General features: G+C 72.3%; 11 protein-coding genes. 6 read left to right on the forward strand and 5 right to left on the reverse strand.

Going from position 1 to position 13,059, the window contains the following annotated elements; genetic code table 11:
* The first annotated feature begins 96 nt into the window (after positions 1 to 96).
* The gene (locus IF02_RS0121200; protein WP_030159221.1) at positions 97 to 828 is read left to right on the forward strand and encodes a CDP-alcohol phosphatidyltransferase family protein; all 732 of its coding nucleotides are present in this window, start codon (positions 97 to 99) and stop codon (positions 826 to 828) included.
* Here IF02_RS0121200 and IF02_RS0121205 read toward each other — a convergent pair.
* The gene (locus IF02_RS0121205; RefSeq protein ID WP_030159223.1) at positions 809 to 1,279 is read right to left on the reverse strand and encodes an adenylyltransferase/cytidyltransferase family protein; all 471 of its coding nucleotides are present in this window, start codon (positions 1,277 to 1,279) and stop codon (positions 809 to 811) included. The genes IF02_RS0121200 and IF02_RS0121205 overlap by 20 nt on opposite strands.
* A 172-nt stretch (positions 1,280 to 1,451) precedes the next feature.
* Here IF02_RS0121205 and IF02_RS0121210 point away from each other — a divergent pair, with 172 nt between their 5' ends.
* From IF02_RS0121210 to IF02_RS0121220, 3 genes are read left to right on the forward strand one after another with little or no spacing between them, the layout of a single operon-like run.
* Positions 1,452 to 2,657 carry a glycosyltransferase family 4 protein gene (locus IF02_RS0121210; RefSeq protein ID WP_030159225.1) on the forward strand — a complete coding sequence of 402 codons (1,206 nt, stop codon included), beginning with the start codon at positions 1,452 to 1,454 and terminating at the stop codon, positions 2,655 to 2,657.
* Entirely contained in the window at positions 2,654 to 4,441 is a 1,788-nt protein-coding gene (locus IF02_RS0121215) for a tyrosine-protein kinase domain-containing protein (RefSeq protein ID WP_051696417.1), read from the forward strand. The genes IF02_RS0121210 and IF02_RS0121215 overlap by 4 nt, the downstream gene beginning before the upstream one ends.
* Entirely contained in the window at positions 4,438 to 5,661 is a 1,224-nt protein-coding gene (locus IF02_RS0121220) for a hypothetical protein (protein WP_037836799.1), read from the forward strand. The genes IF02_RS0121215 and IF02_RS0121220 overlap by 4 nt, the downstream gene beginning before the upstream one ends.
* Before the next feature lie 37 nt (positions 5,662 to 5,698).
* Here IF02_RS0121220 and IF02_RS0121225 read toward each other — a convergent pair whose 3' ends face one another.
* Positions 5,699 to 7,219, reverse strand: coding sequence for a hypothetical protein (locus tag IF02_RS0121225; protein ID WP_078622227.1), 1,521 nt, complete (start codon positions 7,217 to 7,219; stop codon positions 5,699 to 5,701).
* 115 nt (positions 7,220 to 7,334) lie between these two features.
* Between IF02_RS0121225 and IF02_RS0121230 the strand changes: the two genes are divergently transcribed.
* A complete protein-coding gene (locus IF02_RS0121230) occupies positions 7,335 to 7,874 on the forward strand; it encodes a WcaF family extracellular polysaccharide biosynthesis acetyltransferase (RefSeq protein ID WP_030159233.1) in 540 nt (179 codons plus the stop codon).
* Complete coding sequence (locus tag IF02_RS0121235) at positions 7,871 to 8,986, forward strand: glycosyltransferase (protein WP_030159235.1); 1,116 nt, start codon at positions 7,871 to 7,873, stop codon at positions 8,984 to 8,986. Before IF02_RS0121230 ends, IF02_RS0121235 begins: the two co-directional genes overlap by 4 nt.
* A gap of 48 nt (positions 8,987 to 9,034) precedes the next feature.
* Here the strand turns inward: IF02_RS0121235 and IF02_RS0121240 are convergent, their stop codons facing one another.
* From IF02_RS0121240 to IF02_RS0121250, 3 genes are all read right to left on the reverse strand, one after another.
* Positions 9,035 to 9,247, reverse strand: coding sequence for a DUF6458 family protein (locus IF02_RS0121240; RefSeq protein WP_030159236.1), 213 nt, complete (start codon positions 9,245 to 9,247; stop codon positions 9,035 to 9,037).
* Positions 9,248 to 9,366: 119 nt separating this feature from the next.
* Positions 9,367 to 10,044, reverse strand: a complete 678-nt coding sequence (locus IF02_RS0121245; protein ID WP_030159238.1) for a hypothetical protein — start codon at positions 10,042 to 10,044, stop codon at positions 9,367 to 9,369.
* Between the two features lie 82 nt (positions 10,045 to 10,126).
* On the reverse strand, positions 10,127 to 12,907 hold the full coding sequence (locus IF02_RS0121250) for a DUF7594 domain-containing protein (protein ID WP_030159240.1): 2,781 nt from the start codon (positions 12,905 to 12,907) through the stop codon (positions 10,127 to 10,129).
* Between the last annotated feature and the right edge of the window lie 152 nt (positions 12,908 to 13,059).

Consider the following 13,059-nt stretch of genomic DNA (forward strand, 5'->3'; position numbering starts at 1 on the left):
CCGGAGCGGGAGAGCTCACTCGTCCTGCGATGATGTGGCCTCGTACACACGTGCACCCGTACACGTGTGCCACACCGGCAGGGATCAGGGGTACGCATGGCGAGAGTGGGGACCGCGCTGCGGGAGCTGCGCGGGGCGCAGAAGTCGGCGAAGGGGGTGTCGCTCTATTCGCGGTTCGTCAACCGGCCCGCGGGGCGGTATCTGGCCGCCGTGTCGTATGCGCTCGGGCTGACCCCGAACCAGGTGACGCTGGTCAGCGCCGCCTTCAGCTTCGCCGCCGTGGCCGCCGTGGCGCTCGCCGCGCCCTCGTGGGGGCTGGGCGTCGCCGTGTGGGCCGCGCTCGCCGTCGGCTTCGCCTTCGACTCGGCCGACGGGCAGCTGGCCCGGCTGCGCGGGGGCGGCAGCGCTGCGGGCGAGTGGCTGGACCACGTCGTGGACTGCGCCAAGCTGACCGCCCTGCACAGCTGCGTGCTGATCGCGTTCTACCGCTTCCCCGAGGCGTACGGGACGGGCGGGCCGGGCGGGGACGGCTGGCTGCTGGTGCCGCTGGGCTTCCAGTTCGCCTCGGTCGTCACCTTCTTCGGCGGGCTGCTGACCGAGAAGCTCAAGCCGAAGCCGGCGCCGGGGAGCCCCGCCGCCGCGCCCTCGACCGTGCGTGCGGTGGCGCTGCTGCCGGTGGACTACGGCGTGTTCTGCCTGGTGTTCCTCGTGCTCGGGGGCGGAGGGCTGTTCCGCTGGGCGTACGCGGGGCTCGGCGCGGTCGCCGTGCTGTTCCTGGCGGCGTTCCTCGCGAAGTGGTTCCGGGAGCTCAGCGCCGTTCCGCGCTGAGCGGCTCGGACAGCGCGTCCAGGGCCCGGCGCAGCTGGGTGCTGGAGGTGTGCACCGTGTAGGGGAAGTAGACGACGTCGACGCCGACGGCGGCGAAGTCCTTCTCCAGCTTGTCGCCCTTGGGAGTGCCCCGCCAGTCGTCGCCCTTGAAGATCACGTCGAAGCGGACCTGCCTCCAGGTCTCCACCTTGTCCGGGACCGTTTCGACGAACGCCGCGTCCACGTATCGGACGCTACGGACGATTTCCAGCCGCTCCACGAGCGGGATCATCGGGCGACGCCCCTTGGCCAGTTCCGCCATCTCGTCGGAGACCACCCCGGCGACCAGGTAGTCGCACTGACTCCGGGCGTGCCGAAGGATATTGAGATGTCCGATATGGAACAGATCGTACGCACCTGGGGCGTACCCCACTCGGTACGGTCTGTGCGCAGGTGCGCCAAGGTCGGACATGTCGCGCTCCGTCATGAGTTACCCCCCAGCGACCACACCCCCCGGTGTGGCGGTTCAGCAGACAATAGCGTGCACGTTCCACGCTCTGTCGGTGAACGAATAGGGTGACGTGCGCATCATCCTGGGGAGAAGGGGACGTTCAGTGTCGAGATCCGGTCACCGGCGCCTACTGCTGGTTTCCACCAACTACGCTCCCGAGCACGCGGGGATTGGGCCCTACGCCACCCAGATCGCGGAGCACTGGGCGGATCTCGGCCACGACACCCATGTGCTCGCCGGCATGCCGCACTACCCGTCGTGGTCGTTGGAGCCGGAGTACAAGGGGGCGCTCCGGCGCACGGAACGGCGCGCGGGGGTCACAGTGCACCGGCGCGCGCACACCGTGCCGCCCCGCCAGACCGCCGTCAAGCGGGCCCTTTTTGAAGGATCGATTCTGCTGCACGGTTCCGTGGCCCCGCCCCGGATGCCGCGGCCGGACGCGGTCATGGCCCAGATGCCCAGCCTGGCCGGCGGGGTCATCGCGGCCCGGCTCGCCGCCCGCTGGAAGGTCCCGTTCATCCCGGTCGTCCAGGACCTGATGGGCGCGGCCGCCGCGCAGAGCGGAATCAGCGGCGGCGACAAGGCGGCCGCGGTCGCCGGTCGCGCGGAGGCGTACGCCCTGAAGCGGGCCACCCTGGTCGGCGTCATCCACGAGACCTTCGTGGACCGGGTCGTCGGCATGGGCGTGGACCCGGAGAAGATCCGCCTCGTGCCCAACTGGTCCCACGTCCCGCAGCCCACCCGGCCGCGCGGCCAGACCCGGCGCCACCTCGGCTGGGCCCCCGGCGAGCCGGTCGTCCTGCACTCCGGGAACATGGGCCTCAAGCAGGGCCTCGAAGTCCTCGTGGGCGCCGCCCGCCTGGATCCGGGTGTCCGTTTCGTCCTCATGGGCGACGGCAGCCAGCGCTCGGCCCTGGCCGACCTCGCGGCGGACGTGCCGAATCTGGACATCATCCCCCCTGCCGCCGACGGAGAGTTCCCGGATATCCTCGCGGCGGCGGACGTACTCGCCGTGACGCAGCACGCGGCCGTGCTCGACATGAGCGTGCCGTCCAAACTGACCTCCTACTTCCAGGCCGGCCGTCCCGTCATCGCGTCCGTGGCGGCGGAGGGCGGCACGGCCCAGGAAGTGGAACGTTCGGGCGCAGGGGTGCTCGTACCACCGGAGGACCCCCACGCCCTGCTGAAGGCCGTACGGGCCCTCGCCGAGGACCCCGAGGGCGCGGACGCCCTCGGGGCGGCCGGGCCCCGGCACGTGGCGGCCCACCTGAGCCGTGACGCGGGCCTGGCCCGCATCGACGCACTGATAGACGAAGCACTTGGGGGTCCGCAGCCGTGATCGAGACGAACCGCCCTGCGTCGGTCCCGGCGGAGGACGAACCGGACCTCCTCAGGGACCAGTTCAAACAGCTCCTGCGCTACCGCCGCCTCCTCGGCGCGGGTGTCGGCATCGGCCTGCTGGGCGGCGTCTACCTCGGCATCTCCACGTCCGACACCTATGTCGCCACCGCGGACGTCGTGCTGCGCGCACCCACGGACGACCCGTTCAACCCGAGCCTCGCGCCCGACAAGGCGATCAACATCGGCTCGGAGCGGCAGGTCGCACTCAGCTCCTCCATAGCCAACGAGGCCGCGAAGAAGCTCGGCGTGACCTCGAAGGACTTCGCCGGCCTGCGCAGCGGCCTCCAGGTGACCAACCCGCCGCAGACGATGGTGCTGCGCTTCACCTACACCGCGTCCTCCGCCAAGGAGGCCGCCACCCGCGCGAACGCGATGACCGAGGCGTACCTGCTCAAGCGGCAGGAGTCCCTCGACGTCACGCGCGACAAGATGGTCAAGGGCTACCAGGACCAGCGCGATCCGGTCGCCAAGAACCTGGACGATCTCGTCAAGCAGATCAACGCCATGCCGGCCGGCACGGGCCGCGACGCCGCGTACGCCTCGAAGACCGACCTGCAGAGCAAGGTCAACACCCTCAACAGCAACATCGCCAAGCTCCAGGCCCTGGACATGAGCCCGGGCCGGGTCACCAGCCCCGCGACCCCGCCGTCCGACACCGACGGCCCGGGCCTCCTGATGTCGCTGGCGCTCGGCGCGGCCGTGGGCCTCGCGCTCGGCCTGCTCGCCGCGTGGGTCCGGCTCGTTTTCGACCCCGCGCCGCGCTCCGAGGGCGATGTCGCGCGGGCCCTGCGCGCGCCCGTACTGGGCTACCTGCCGCGGGCCAAGACCGGCGGCGGGCCGCTGCTCGCGGCCGGCGAGGAGGACCCGCGGCTCGCCGAGGAGTTCCGCTCGGTGGCCTTCCGGCTCGCCTACGACTCCCGCTTCGCCGACCGGCGCCGACTGCTGGTCGTCGCCCCGCGCGGCAGCAGCGAGACCGCCGCCGCGGCGGCGGTGAACCTGGCCGCCTCCTTCGCGGAGACCGGCAAGGACGTCCTGCTCATCGAGGCGGACCTGCGCACGCCGGTCCTGGCCAGCCAGCTGCCGACCGGCGCCGGCCGGCCGCGCTGGAGCCAGGCGCAGGGCGGCGGCCCGGCGGCCCACGGCGACGCCGAGTGGCCCGACGGGCGCCAGCTCGTCGTCGACGCCGGGGAGTCGGGCGCCTTCGACCTGATCCCGGGCGAGCCGGTGCGCAACGTGGCCCGCGCGCTGACCTCCCCGCGCGCCACCCGCCTCATCTCCGAGGCCGACTCCCCCAACTCCACAGTCGTCGTGCTCGCGCCGCCCGTGCTCTCGTACGCCGACGCCCTCGCGCTCGTCGACCGCGTCGACGGCGTCCTCGTCGTCTGCGACCCGCGGGCCGTCCACCGCAGCGACCTGTCCCGGATCCGCGAGCTGATCAGCGGCGCCGGCGGTACGGTGCTCGGCGCGGTGCTGCACGCTCCGCTGCCGGGCGAGAAGCGCGGCCGGGGCGGTCGCGGAGGCAAGGCGAATGCCGCGTCCGCCGCCCCGGCGCAGGCTTCCCGGCCCTCCGCGCCGCAGGCGCAGCCGCTCACGCGGCAGCCGAACCAGGGGCAGCAGGGGCAGGGGCAGCAGGCGCACCGGCAGGCCGAACCGGAGCAGCACATCCCGGGCGACGGCACGGACACGGTGGCCCTGCGCACGGTGCGCATGGGCCGCAGATGAGCCGGCGCGGCCTCGCCGCCGTCTCCTCGGTCCTGGACCAGGCCGCCTCCAGCGCCACCAACATCCTGGTGCTGGTGCTGGCCGCCCGGCTGTCCTCGGCGTCCGGCTTCGCCGACTTCTCGATGGTGTACGTGACGTTCAGCGTGCTCCTCGGGCTGAACATGGCGTACGTGGGCCAGACGGTGGTGCTGGAGAAGGACGAGGACCGCCTCGGCGCGGTCTGCCGCTCGGGCCTCGCGTTCACCGGGGCCGCCTCGGCGGCGGCGGGCGCGGCGCTGGCCGTCGTCGGCCTCGCCGTGCCCGGGGCCGGCGGCTGGGCCTTCCTCGCGCTGGGCCTCGTACTGCCGTTGGTGCTCGTCCAGGACGGGCTGCGGTACTGCTTCTCCGCGCTGCGCACCCCCGAACGGGCGCTGGCCGCGGACGCGCTGCGGCTGGTGTGCGTCGTCGCGGCGCTGCTGCTCCAGCCCGAAGGGGCTTCGGCGGGGCGGCTGGTGCTGGTGTGGGGGGTCTCGGCGCTTCCGGCGCTCGCGCTGGGGCTGTGGCTGCTGCGTCCGTACGTCCGGGGCTCGGCGGCCGACCTGCGGCCGTACCTGCGGCGGGGGCACCTGGGACAGCGGTTCGTCGTCGAGTTCGCGGTGGGCAACGGCTCCAGCCAGCTGGCGGTGCTGGGGCTCGGCCTGTTCGCGACCCCGCTGGCCGTGGGTGCGCTGCGGGGTGCGACGACCTTGTTCGGGCCGCTGAACGTGCTGTTCAACTCGGCGAACGCGTTCGGCCCGCCCGTGGTGGGCCGAGCGTCGGGCAAGCGGGGCGTGGTCCGGCTGACGGCGGCGATGGGCGGTGTGCTGGCGGCGCTGGGCGCCGGCTGGGGCGCGGCCTTGTACGCGCTGCCCGAAGGCCTGGGCCGGGAGCTGCTGGGCGACACGTGGGCGGCGGCGTCCGCGCTGCTCCCCGCCACGGGAGCCCAGTACGCGGTGATGGGGCTGGGCACGTGCGCCCTGCTGACCCTGCGGGTGCTGAACCCGAAGGCGACGCTGTCCTTGCAGGTGGTGTTCTCCCTGCTGTCGGTGGCACTGCTCCTGGGCGGCTACGCGCTGGCCGGCGTGACCGGCGCCGCCTGGGGCCTGGCGGCGGGCTCGGCCCTGAAGGCCACGGCGGCCTGGCTGCGCGTCTCGCGCGTCCCGGCCCGCGCGGCCGAGCCGCCGGTGACGACGGCGGCCTGACCCGCCTTTCGCCGGGGCCGGTACGCGCCAGACACCCCTAGCGCAGGACGGTGGTCTTGTCCTGGCGGTACGTCGCGACCAGCGCCAGGCAGAGGGCGGCGATCGCCACCCGGCCGGAGGCCTGGAGCAGGGGACCCCGCAGGAGGATGAACGAGTAGCCCGCGACCAGCGGGACCACCACCGAGATCAGGCTGCCCGGAGGCGAGCGCCGCGTGGCGCGCTTCGCGTAGCGGCGGTCCACCCGGGCCGCCGCGTACCCCATGCCCAGGAGCCCGGCGCCCATGCCCAGCGGGCCGAAGTCCAGCCACAGCTCGGCCCAGACCGGGGACGAGAGGTTGGTGTTGACCGTCCCCATCCACTCACCGACCATCACGCCCGTGTCCTTCGGCTTGCCCGGCCAGACCGAGCGCGGCACCGCGAAGAAGACCGATCCCGCGAGCTGGCGCCCGTACAGGTGCCCGGGCCCGGAGTTCGAGTACGTGATGGTGTTCGCGAACATGCCGATCTGGTCGTAGTCCTTCAGCGCCATCGGCTCCAGGAACGACGTCGTCTCGACCGGCTTGTAGTTCTTCTCGTCGTACCGGAAGCGGTCCGCGAACGGGAACACGAGCAGGGCGATCACCACGGCCATCGACAGCGCCACCCGGTACATCGCGGCGCTCACCGGGAAGACGGTGAACAGCAGCGCGAACATGACCGTGAGGAACCAGTACCGCGGGTTCGAGATCGGGTTGTTGACCACCAGGTTGAGCAGCGCCAGCGCCCCCCAGGTGACGATGATCGACACCTTGCGGCGGGCGTACGTCGACGTGATCAGCCAGCGCGTGTACAGCAGCAGGGCGAGCAGCGCCGGGACCGTGCCGAAGCCGCGCAGCAGGGCCTGTCCGGCCTGGCCGTCGCCGTTGGAGACGCCCGCCTCCTCGATGCCCGCGATGATCTCCTGGCGGCTGGAGAAGAACACCGCCGGGCCGCCGAGCTTCATGATGAACGCGGCGCTGCACAGGAAGGCGATCCCGGTCAGCAGTTGGAGGCGTCGCCGGTGGGCCATGACCGGCCGCGGCTCCTTCTGGGAGCCGCCGGCCCGCCCGGCCGGCCGGTGGCGGGCGAGCAGGACGCCGACGTCGAACGCCGTGCAGCCGAGCAGGACCAGGCCGATCGCGACGGTGAGGTCGGAGCGGGGGCCGACCACGGGGGTCGGGACCCGGCCGAGGACGGCCTGCGCGAGCGGGGCCACGCCCATCGCCATGTAGACGAAGAGCCAGAAGGAGCCCTGGAGCAGCTTGCGGCGGCTGGTCAGGACCATCGCGGAGAGCCGGGCTCCCGCGTACATCGTGAGGAGGAGCTGGAGCCAGAAGGCGGCGTCGCGCTGGCCGTCGCCGGACTGGACGGCGACGATCAGCGGCAGGAAGACGGTGAAGCCGAGGATGAGCGGGACGGACAGGGCGCGGGAGAGCAGGGTGCGCGGGGTGGTGACCCGGCCCCACCTGTGCACGTCCTCCGGCTCGGAGACGGGCGCGGCCGGCGGGGTCACCGAGGGCTTGCGTATGTCCGTTGCCACTGCTGCCCCCACCCCATGTGCCTGGTCCGCGCGCAGTCTAGTCTGAGCGGGCGGCGCCCGGGGAGGCACGCCTGCGGAGCGCGACGAGCCCGCAGCGCACGATGAGGGGCGACAGTTGCGTGATCTTCCTGCCTTCACGCTGGCCGGGTACGACAAGGGGCGCGGGCTGCTGACGCAGGCGCTCTGGTTCGCGGTGATGAACACGGTGTTCATGGCGTGGTTCTGCCCGGCCCGGCTGCGGGTGGCGCTGCTGCGCGCGTTCGGCGCGCGGATCGGCGAGGGCGTGCTGATCCGGCACAGGGTACGGGTGCTGTGGCCGTGGAAGCTCACCGTCGGCGATCACACGTGGATCGGCGAGGGCGCCTGGCTGCTGAACCTGGAGCCGGTGACCATCGGGGCGAACGTCTGCGTCTCGCAGGAGGCCATGCTCTGCACCGGCTCGCACGACCACAGGGCCGCCGACTTCCGCTACCGCAACGCGCCGATCGTGGTCGAGGACGGTGCGTGGGTGGCCGTACGGGCGACCGTGCTGGCCGGGGTCACGGTGGGCCGCTGCGCGGTGGCGGGCGCCGGATCGGTGGTCCACAGAAACCTTCCTGCACTGACCCTGCAGACGATGGACGGGCAGCGCCGCCCGGTCGAGGAGCCCAAGTGAGAGTCCTGCACGCCGTCACGCTCCACTCCCCCTCGCACGCGTTCGGCGGGCCGGTCCGGGTCGCGCTCAACCTGGCCAAGGGGCTGCGGGGCCGCGGCCACGAGGCGCGGCTGCTGGCGCTGGGCGAGGGCTTCCCGGACCCCTGGCCGACCTCGGTGGAAGGCGTCCCGGCGAAGCTGTTCCCGGCCCGGCGCCTCCTCCCCCTGGGCTTCAGCGGGATGACCTCACCGGCCCTGCTGGCCTCGGCGGGCCGGCTGGTCCGGGACGCGGACGTGGTCCACGTCCACCTGGCGCGGGACCTGGTGACCCTGCCGGTGGCCCTCGCGGCACTGCGGGCCGGCAAGCCGCTGGTGCTGCAGACCCACGGGATGGTGGACCCGAGCGAGAAGGTACTGGCCAAGGTGCTGGACGCGGTGGCCGTACGGAGGCTGCTGCGCGGGGCGGACGCGGTGCTGTACCTGACCCCGCACGAACGGGAGGGCCTCGACGCGGTGGTGGGCGGCGCGCTCGCGGGGGCCGTCCGGCTGGTGAACGGCACGCCCGCGCAGGAGGAGCGGCCGGCCCCGGCCGGTCCCCCGCGCATCCTGTACTCGGCGCGCCTGCAGGGCCGTAAGCGCCCGGTGGACTTCGTGGACGCGGCCCCGGCGGTCCTGGCGGCCCACCCGGACGCGGAGTTCGTGGTGGCCGGCCCGGACGAGGGCGAGCTGGCGGCGGTCCGGGCGCGGATCGCGGAGCTGGGGCTGACGTCCCGCTTCACGGTCCCGGGGGCACTGTCCACCGCCGAGGTCCTGGCGGAGCTGCGCCGGGCCCACGTCTACGTACTGCCCTCGGTGGACGAGCCGTTCCCGATGTCGGTCCTGGAGGCCCTGTCGGTGGGCGTCCCGTCGGTGGTCACGCACTCCAACGGCCTGGCTCGCGACATCGCCTCCGCGGGCGCCGGCCGAGCGGTCACCCCGGGCCCCTCGGGCGTGGCGGAGGCCGTCCTCACCCTCCTGGACCCCTCCGAGAACGCCAAGGCCGGGGAGTCGGCCCGCAAACTGGCCGCGAACTCCTTCTCCATGGACGCCGTCCTCGACACCCTGCTCCCGGTCTACGAGGCCGCTCTGCGCTGACGCGCCAGGCCCTCTCTTCCGGGTCTTGCCTGACCCGGAAGAGGCCGCCTAGAGCTCGCGATGGGTCTCGTCCACCACCGGGAGGGCCGCCGCGCGGCGGCGCTTGAAGACGCTCGCGTAGACGGCGAGGCCGATGGCGCCCGCCGCCATCATGATCAGCCCGACGATGTCGAGGTTGACGCTCTCCATCTTCCAGTCCGTCGCGAAGGTGAGGATGGCCCCCACCACGATCAGCGCGATGCAGCCGCCGATTCCTCCCATGATTCGCCTCCGCAGTCGTGGTCGTCTGACCGCGCGGCTACCCGGGAAGCGCACGCGAAAACGCCGCCCCCGGCCCGGAGTTCGGGCTGGGGGCGGCGTCCTCGTATGCAGGGGAGAGGCTACGCCGGGATCCAGGCGTAGCAGCCCGTCGAGGTGAAGGTCGCCGTGCCCGGGGGGATCGTGGCGGTGATCTTGTCGCCCGCCTTCGGGGGGGCTTCCGGGCCCGAGGCCAGGACCGCGCCGTCCTTGCCCTTCGCCTCCCACGTGCACGTCGTGGCCTGGGTCAGCGCCCGGTACGTGCCCGCCGCGGGCGACTGGCGGGTGCCGTCGGCGAAGCCCTTGGACGCCGCGTCCAGGATCGGCTTCTGCTCCGGGCACAGGTACGTGATCGCGTCCTTGGCCCCCGGGATCTCCCCGGCCACGATGGCCCCGGTCGCCGCGTCCTTGTCGCGCTTCGCGGTGCGCTCCACCCGCTGGCAGGACTCCTGGCCGGTCTGGAGGACCGCCGCCGGGTCCATCTTCTCCGGGACCCGACCGCTCAGGTACTGCTTCTCGTTGGGCTTGAAGCTGCCCGTCTTCGGGGTGAGCTTCCCGTCCGGCAGCACCGGGCCGGTCGGCTTCGCGTCGGGAGAGACCGGCGCCGCCGAGGCGTCCGCCGGGTCCGGGACCGCCGACGCGGCCGGCGGCTTCGGCTTCGCGGCCTCGGCGTCGGCCTTGCCGTCGCCGCCCGAGCTGCAGGCGGTCAGGGTCAGAGCCGCGGCCAGCAGAACAGCAGCCGCAGCGGAGCGTCGGTACATCTTTGGGGCTCCTGTTGTTACGTGGGATAGGGGTGCGGGGCCCGGCTGCGTTTCACGCCGGGCCCCGCATCCGTCTACGCGGTTACTTCGGGCCGAAGGTGAGGACGAGCTGCGGAGCGGCGTCCGCTGCCGTCGACTCCATGGACCAGATCCACAGCGGGTCGGTGCCCGTGCTCGTCAGGGCCAGGCTGTAGCCGGTGCCCAGCACCGGGGTGAGCGCGGCGGTGTCCAGCGCGGTGCTCTGGATCGCCGAGCCGTCCGGCACGCTCGCGAACGAGCCGAGCTCGGTGGTGCCGAGGGCGGGCTTGGTGTTGAACGTCGTGCTCGCACCGCTCCAGGTGCCGGTGACCGGGACCACGGAGATCTTGTCGGCCGTGCCGGCGTTCGCCTGCGTCGACGTCTTGATCTGGAGCGAGGCGGACTTCAGCACCTGACCGGCCGGCGCGGCCGGCAGGTTGAAGCGCAGGTACGTCTCGTACGCCGACGTGCCGCGGACGGCCAGCGAGGTGGTCGCGCCGTTGGCGGCGCTCGGGGCGCCCTGGTTCACGTAGGTGTCCTCGGTCGCGGAGACCTTGGAGACCGAGTCGGACGGCGCCTTGGCCAGGTCGTAGTGGTTCTTGGCCTGGGCCGCGGTGAGCGCCTTCGGGTAGACGGCCGTCTCGTCGATCTGGCCGGCGAAGAAGTTGCTCGTCGGCTTGGTCGGCCAGCCGCCGAGGTTGTCGCCGCCGACGTGCCAGAAGCCCTCGTACGAGACCGAGCTGGTGACGTTGTTCAGCGTGCCCTTGCTCTGGCCGTCGACGATCAGCTCCATGCCGCCGGCGCCGAGGGTGCCGACGACGTGGTGCCACTTGTTGTCGTTGTACGTGTCGAACAGGCCGGTGGTGATGGTGCGGGCCGAGCCGTTGCTGACGCCGAAGACCAGACGACCGGTGTTGGTCATGTAGATCTGCTTGTCGTACGAGCCGCTGGTGCGGTCGGTGTTGTTGCCGAAGCCGATCAGCTTGCCGCCGCGCGTGGTGCCGGTCTTGAACCAGGTCTCGACCGAGAAAGCGCTGCCCACCGTCTGACGGTGGTCGCTGTACACCTGCTGGCTGGTGCCGTTGAAGCCCATCGCCGTGCTGGCGCCGCTGATGGCGCCGGGCGTCTGGCGCAGGGCCGGGGCGTTGAGCTGCACGCCGCTGGTGTTGCCGGCGACCGAGGAGTCGGCGACGTACGGGCTGACGGTGTCGTCGTAGCGCCAGTACAGGCCGGCGCCGTCGGCGCGGACCTGGTTCGGGTACGACTGGACCGAGCTGGGGACCGTGACCGCGGCGTTGGCCGACAGGGCGCTGGTGTTGCCCGCGGCGTCGGTGGCCGTCACGCGGTAGGTGTACGACTGGCCGGCCTTGACCGTGGTGTCGGTCCAGGAGGCCTGCGGACGCTGCCACTCCAGGGACTCGGCGGCGACGGTGGCGATGGGGCTGGACGAGCCGTTGCGGTAGATCCGGTACGTCAGCTTGCTGTCGTCGGCGTCGTAGCTGGTGCGCCAGCGGACCTGGGCCTCACCGGGCTTGACGCTGCCGGCGCTCGCGACCGGGGTGGTCGGGGCGCCGACGTCGCCGGTGGAGGCGAAGCGGGTGAGCGCCTGCTGCGGCTTGCCGTTGATGGCGGTGAACTCACCGCCGGCCCACATGTACTTGACGTCGTTCTTCTCGGCGATGGTCATGGCGCGCGGGCCGATGCCCTCGCCGATGCCGTCGTTGGCGGTGGGGTGCCAGCCGAGCTTGCGCGGGCTGCGCACGAAGCCGTCCACGGGCGCGGGGGCGGCGCCTTCGTAGTTGGTCAGCTGCGCGTTGAAGAAGTTCCGCTTGCCGTCGGGGAACTGGCCCTCCAGCGAGCAGTCGTGCGCGTGCGAGGAGCTGTAGAGCACTCCGTCGTACGGCAGGACGGCCTGGGTCGCGCCGAGGCAGCGGTCGCGCCACTTCTCGCTGAAGTCGCTGAGGTTCAGGCCGATGCGGCCGTCGAAGACGCCGCCGCCGGAGCCCTCGTTGCCGGTGTAGAAGCCGGTCGAGTCGGTGGCGATGTCCTTGACCACGGAGTTCGACGGGATGTTGCTGTACGTCTTGGTGACCGCGCCGGTGGTGGCGTTCACGACGGCCAGGGCGTGCGTGCTCTTGCCGTTGATGTCGAAGAAGTCACCGCCCAGCAGGACGTTCTTGCCGTCCGGGGTGACCTCGACCGCGCGGCCGGGTTCGTCGGCGTTGGCGGTGAAGGGCTTGAGGGCGCCGGAGCCGGCGTCCACGGCGGCGAACCGCTCGCGGGTCTGGCCCTCGACGGTGCCGAAGTCGCCGGCCGCGTAGACGGTGTCGTCGGAGACGGCGAGTCCGCGCACGGTGGCGGGGAAGCCCGGGTGGAAGGCGGCCTTGGGGGTGCAGGTCGCGATGTCGATCGCGGCCAGGCTGGAGACCGGGGTGCCGTTGACGGCGCCGAAGTAGCCGCCCGCGTACAGGGTCTTCTTGTCCTTGGAGACCTCGAGGGCGCGCACGGTGGCGCTGCCGTCACCGATGGTGAAGGCGAGCTTGCACGAGGTCGGGTTGCCCGTCGCGGCGTCGAGCGCCACGAAGTTGACCGCTTCCTGCTCGGCACCGCTGGCGCCGTCGGGCGGGCGGACGGCGGAGAAGGTGCCGCCGGCGAAGACGGTGCCGTTCGCCTCGGCCATCGCAAAGACGACGCCGTTGGGCTGCCAGGTGGGCAGTTCGTCGGCGGTGAATGCCACGGGAGGCGTGATGGCGGACGCCTCGGGCATCAGCACCAGACCTATGCCGGTGCCGGCGCCGGCCAGTGACAGGACGAGGGCAGCAGTCAGCCCTCTGGATCTACGCATGAGCCCCCCAGGGCAATCGCCCGGTTTGATGGCTGGAACTATCCGAACAGCCATATGTACTGGCGCAGACTAGGGCTCCTGCGGGGACCCGGTCATCTCCCTTGACCCATTGCATACCAACTTGGAATGAACGGCTCAGGTTGGAGGGCGCA

This window comes from Streptomyces sp. NRRL S-244 (assembly GCF_000717915.1).
Classification (GTDB): Bacteria; Actinomycetota; Actinomycetes; order Streptomycetales; family Streptomycetaceae; genus Streptomyces.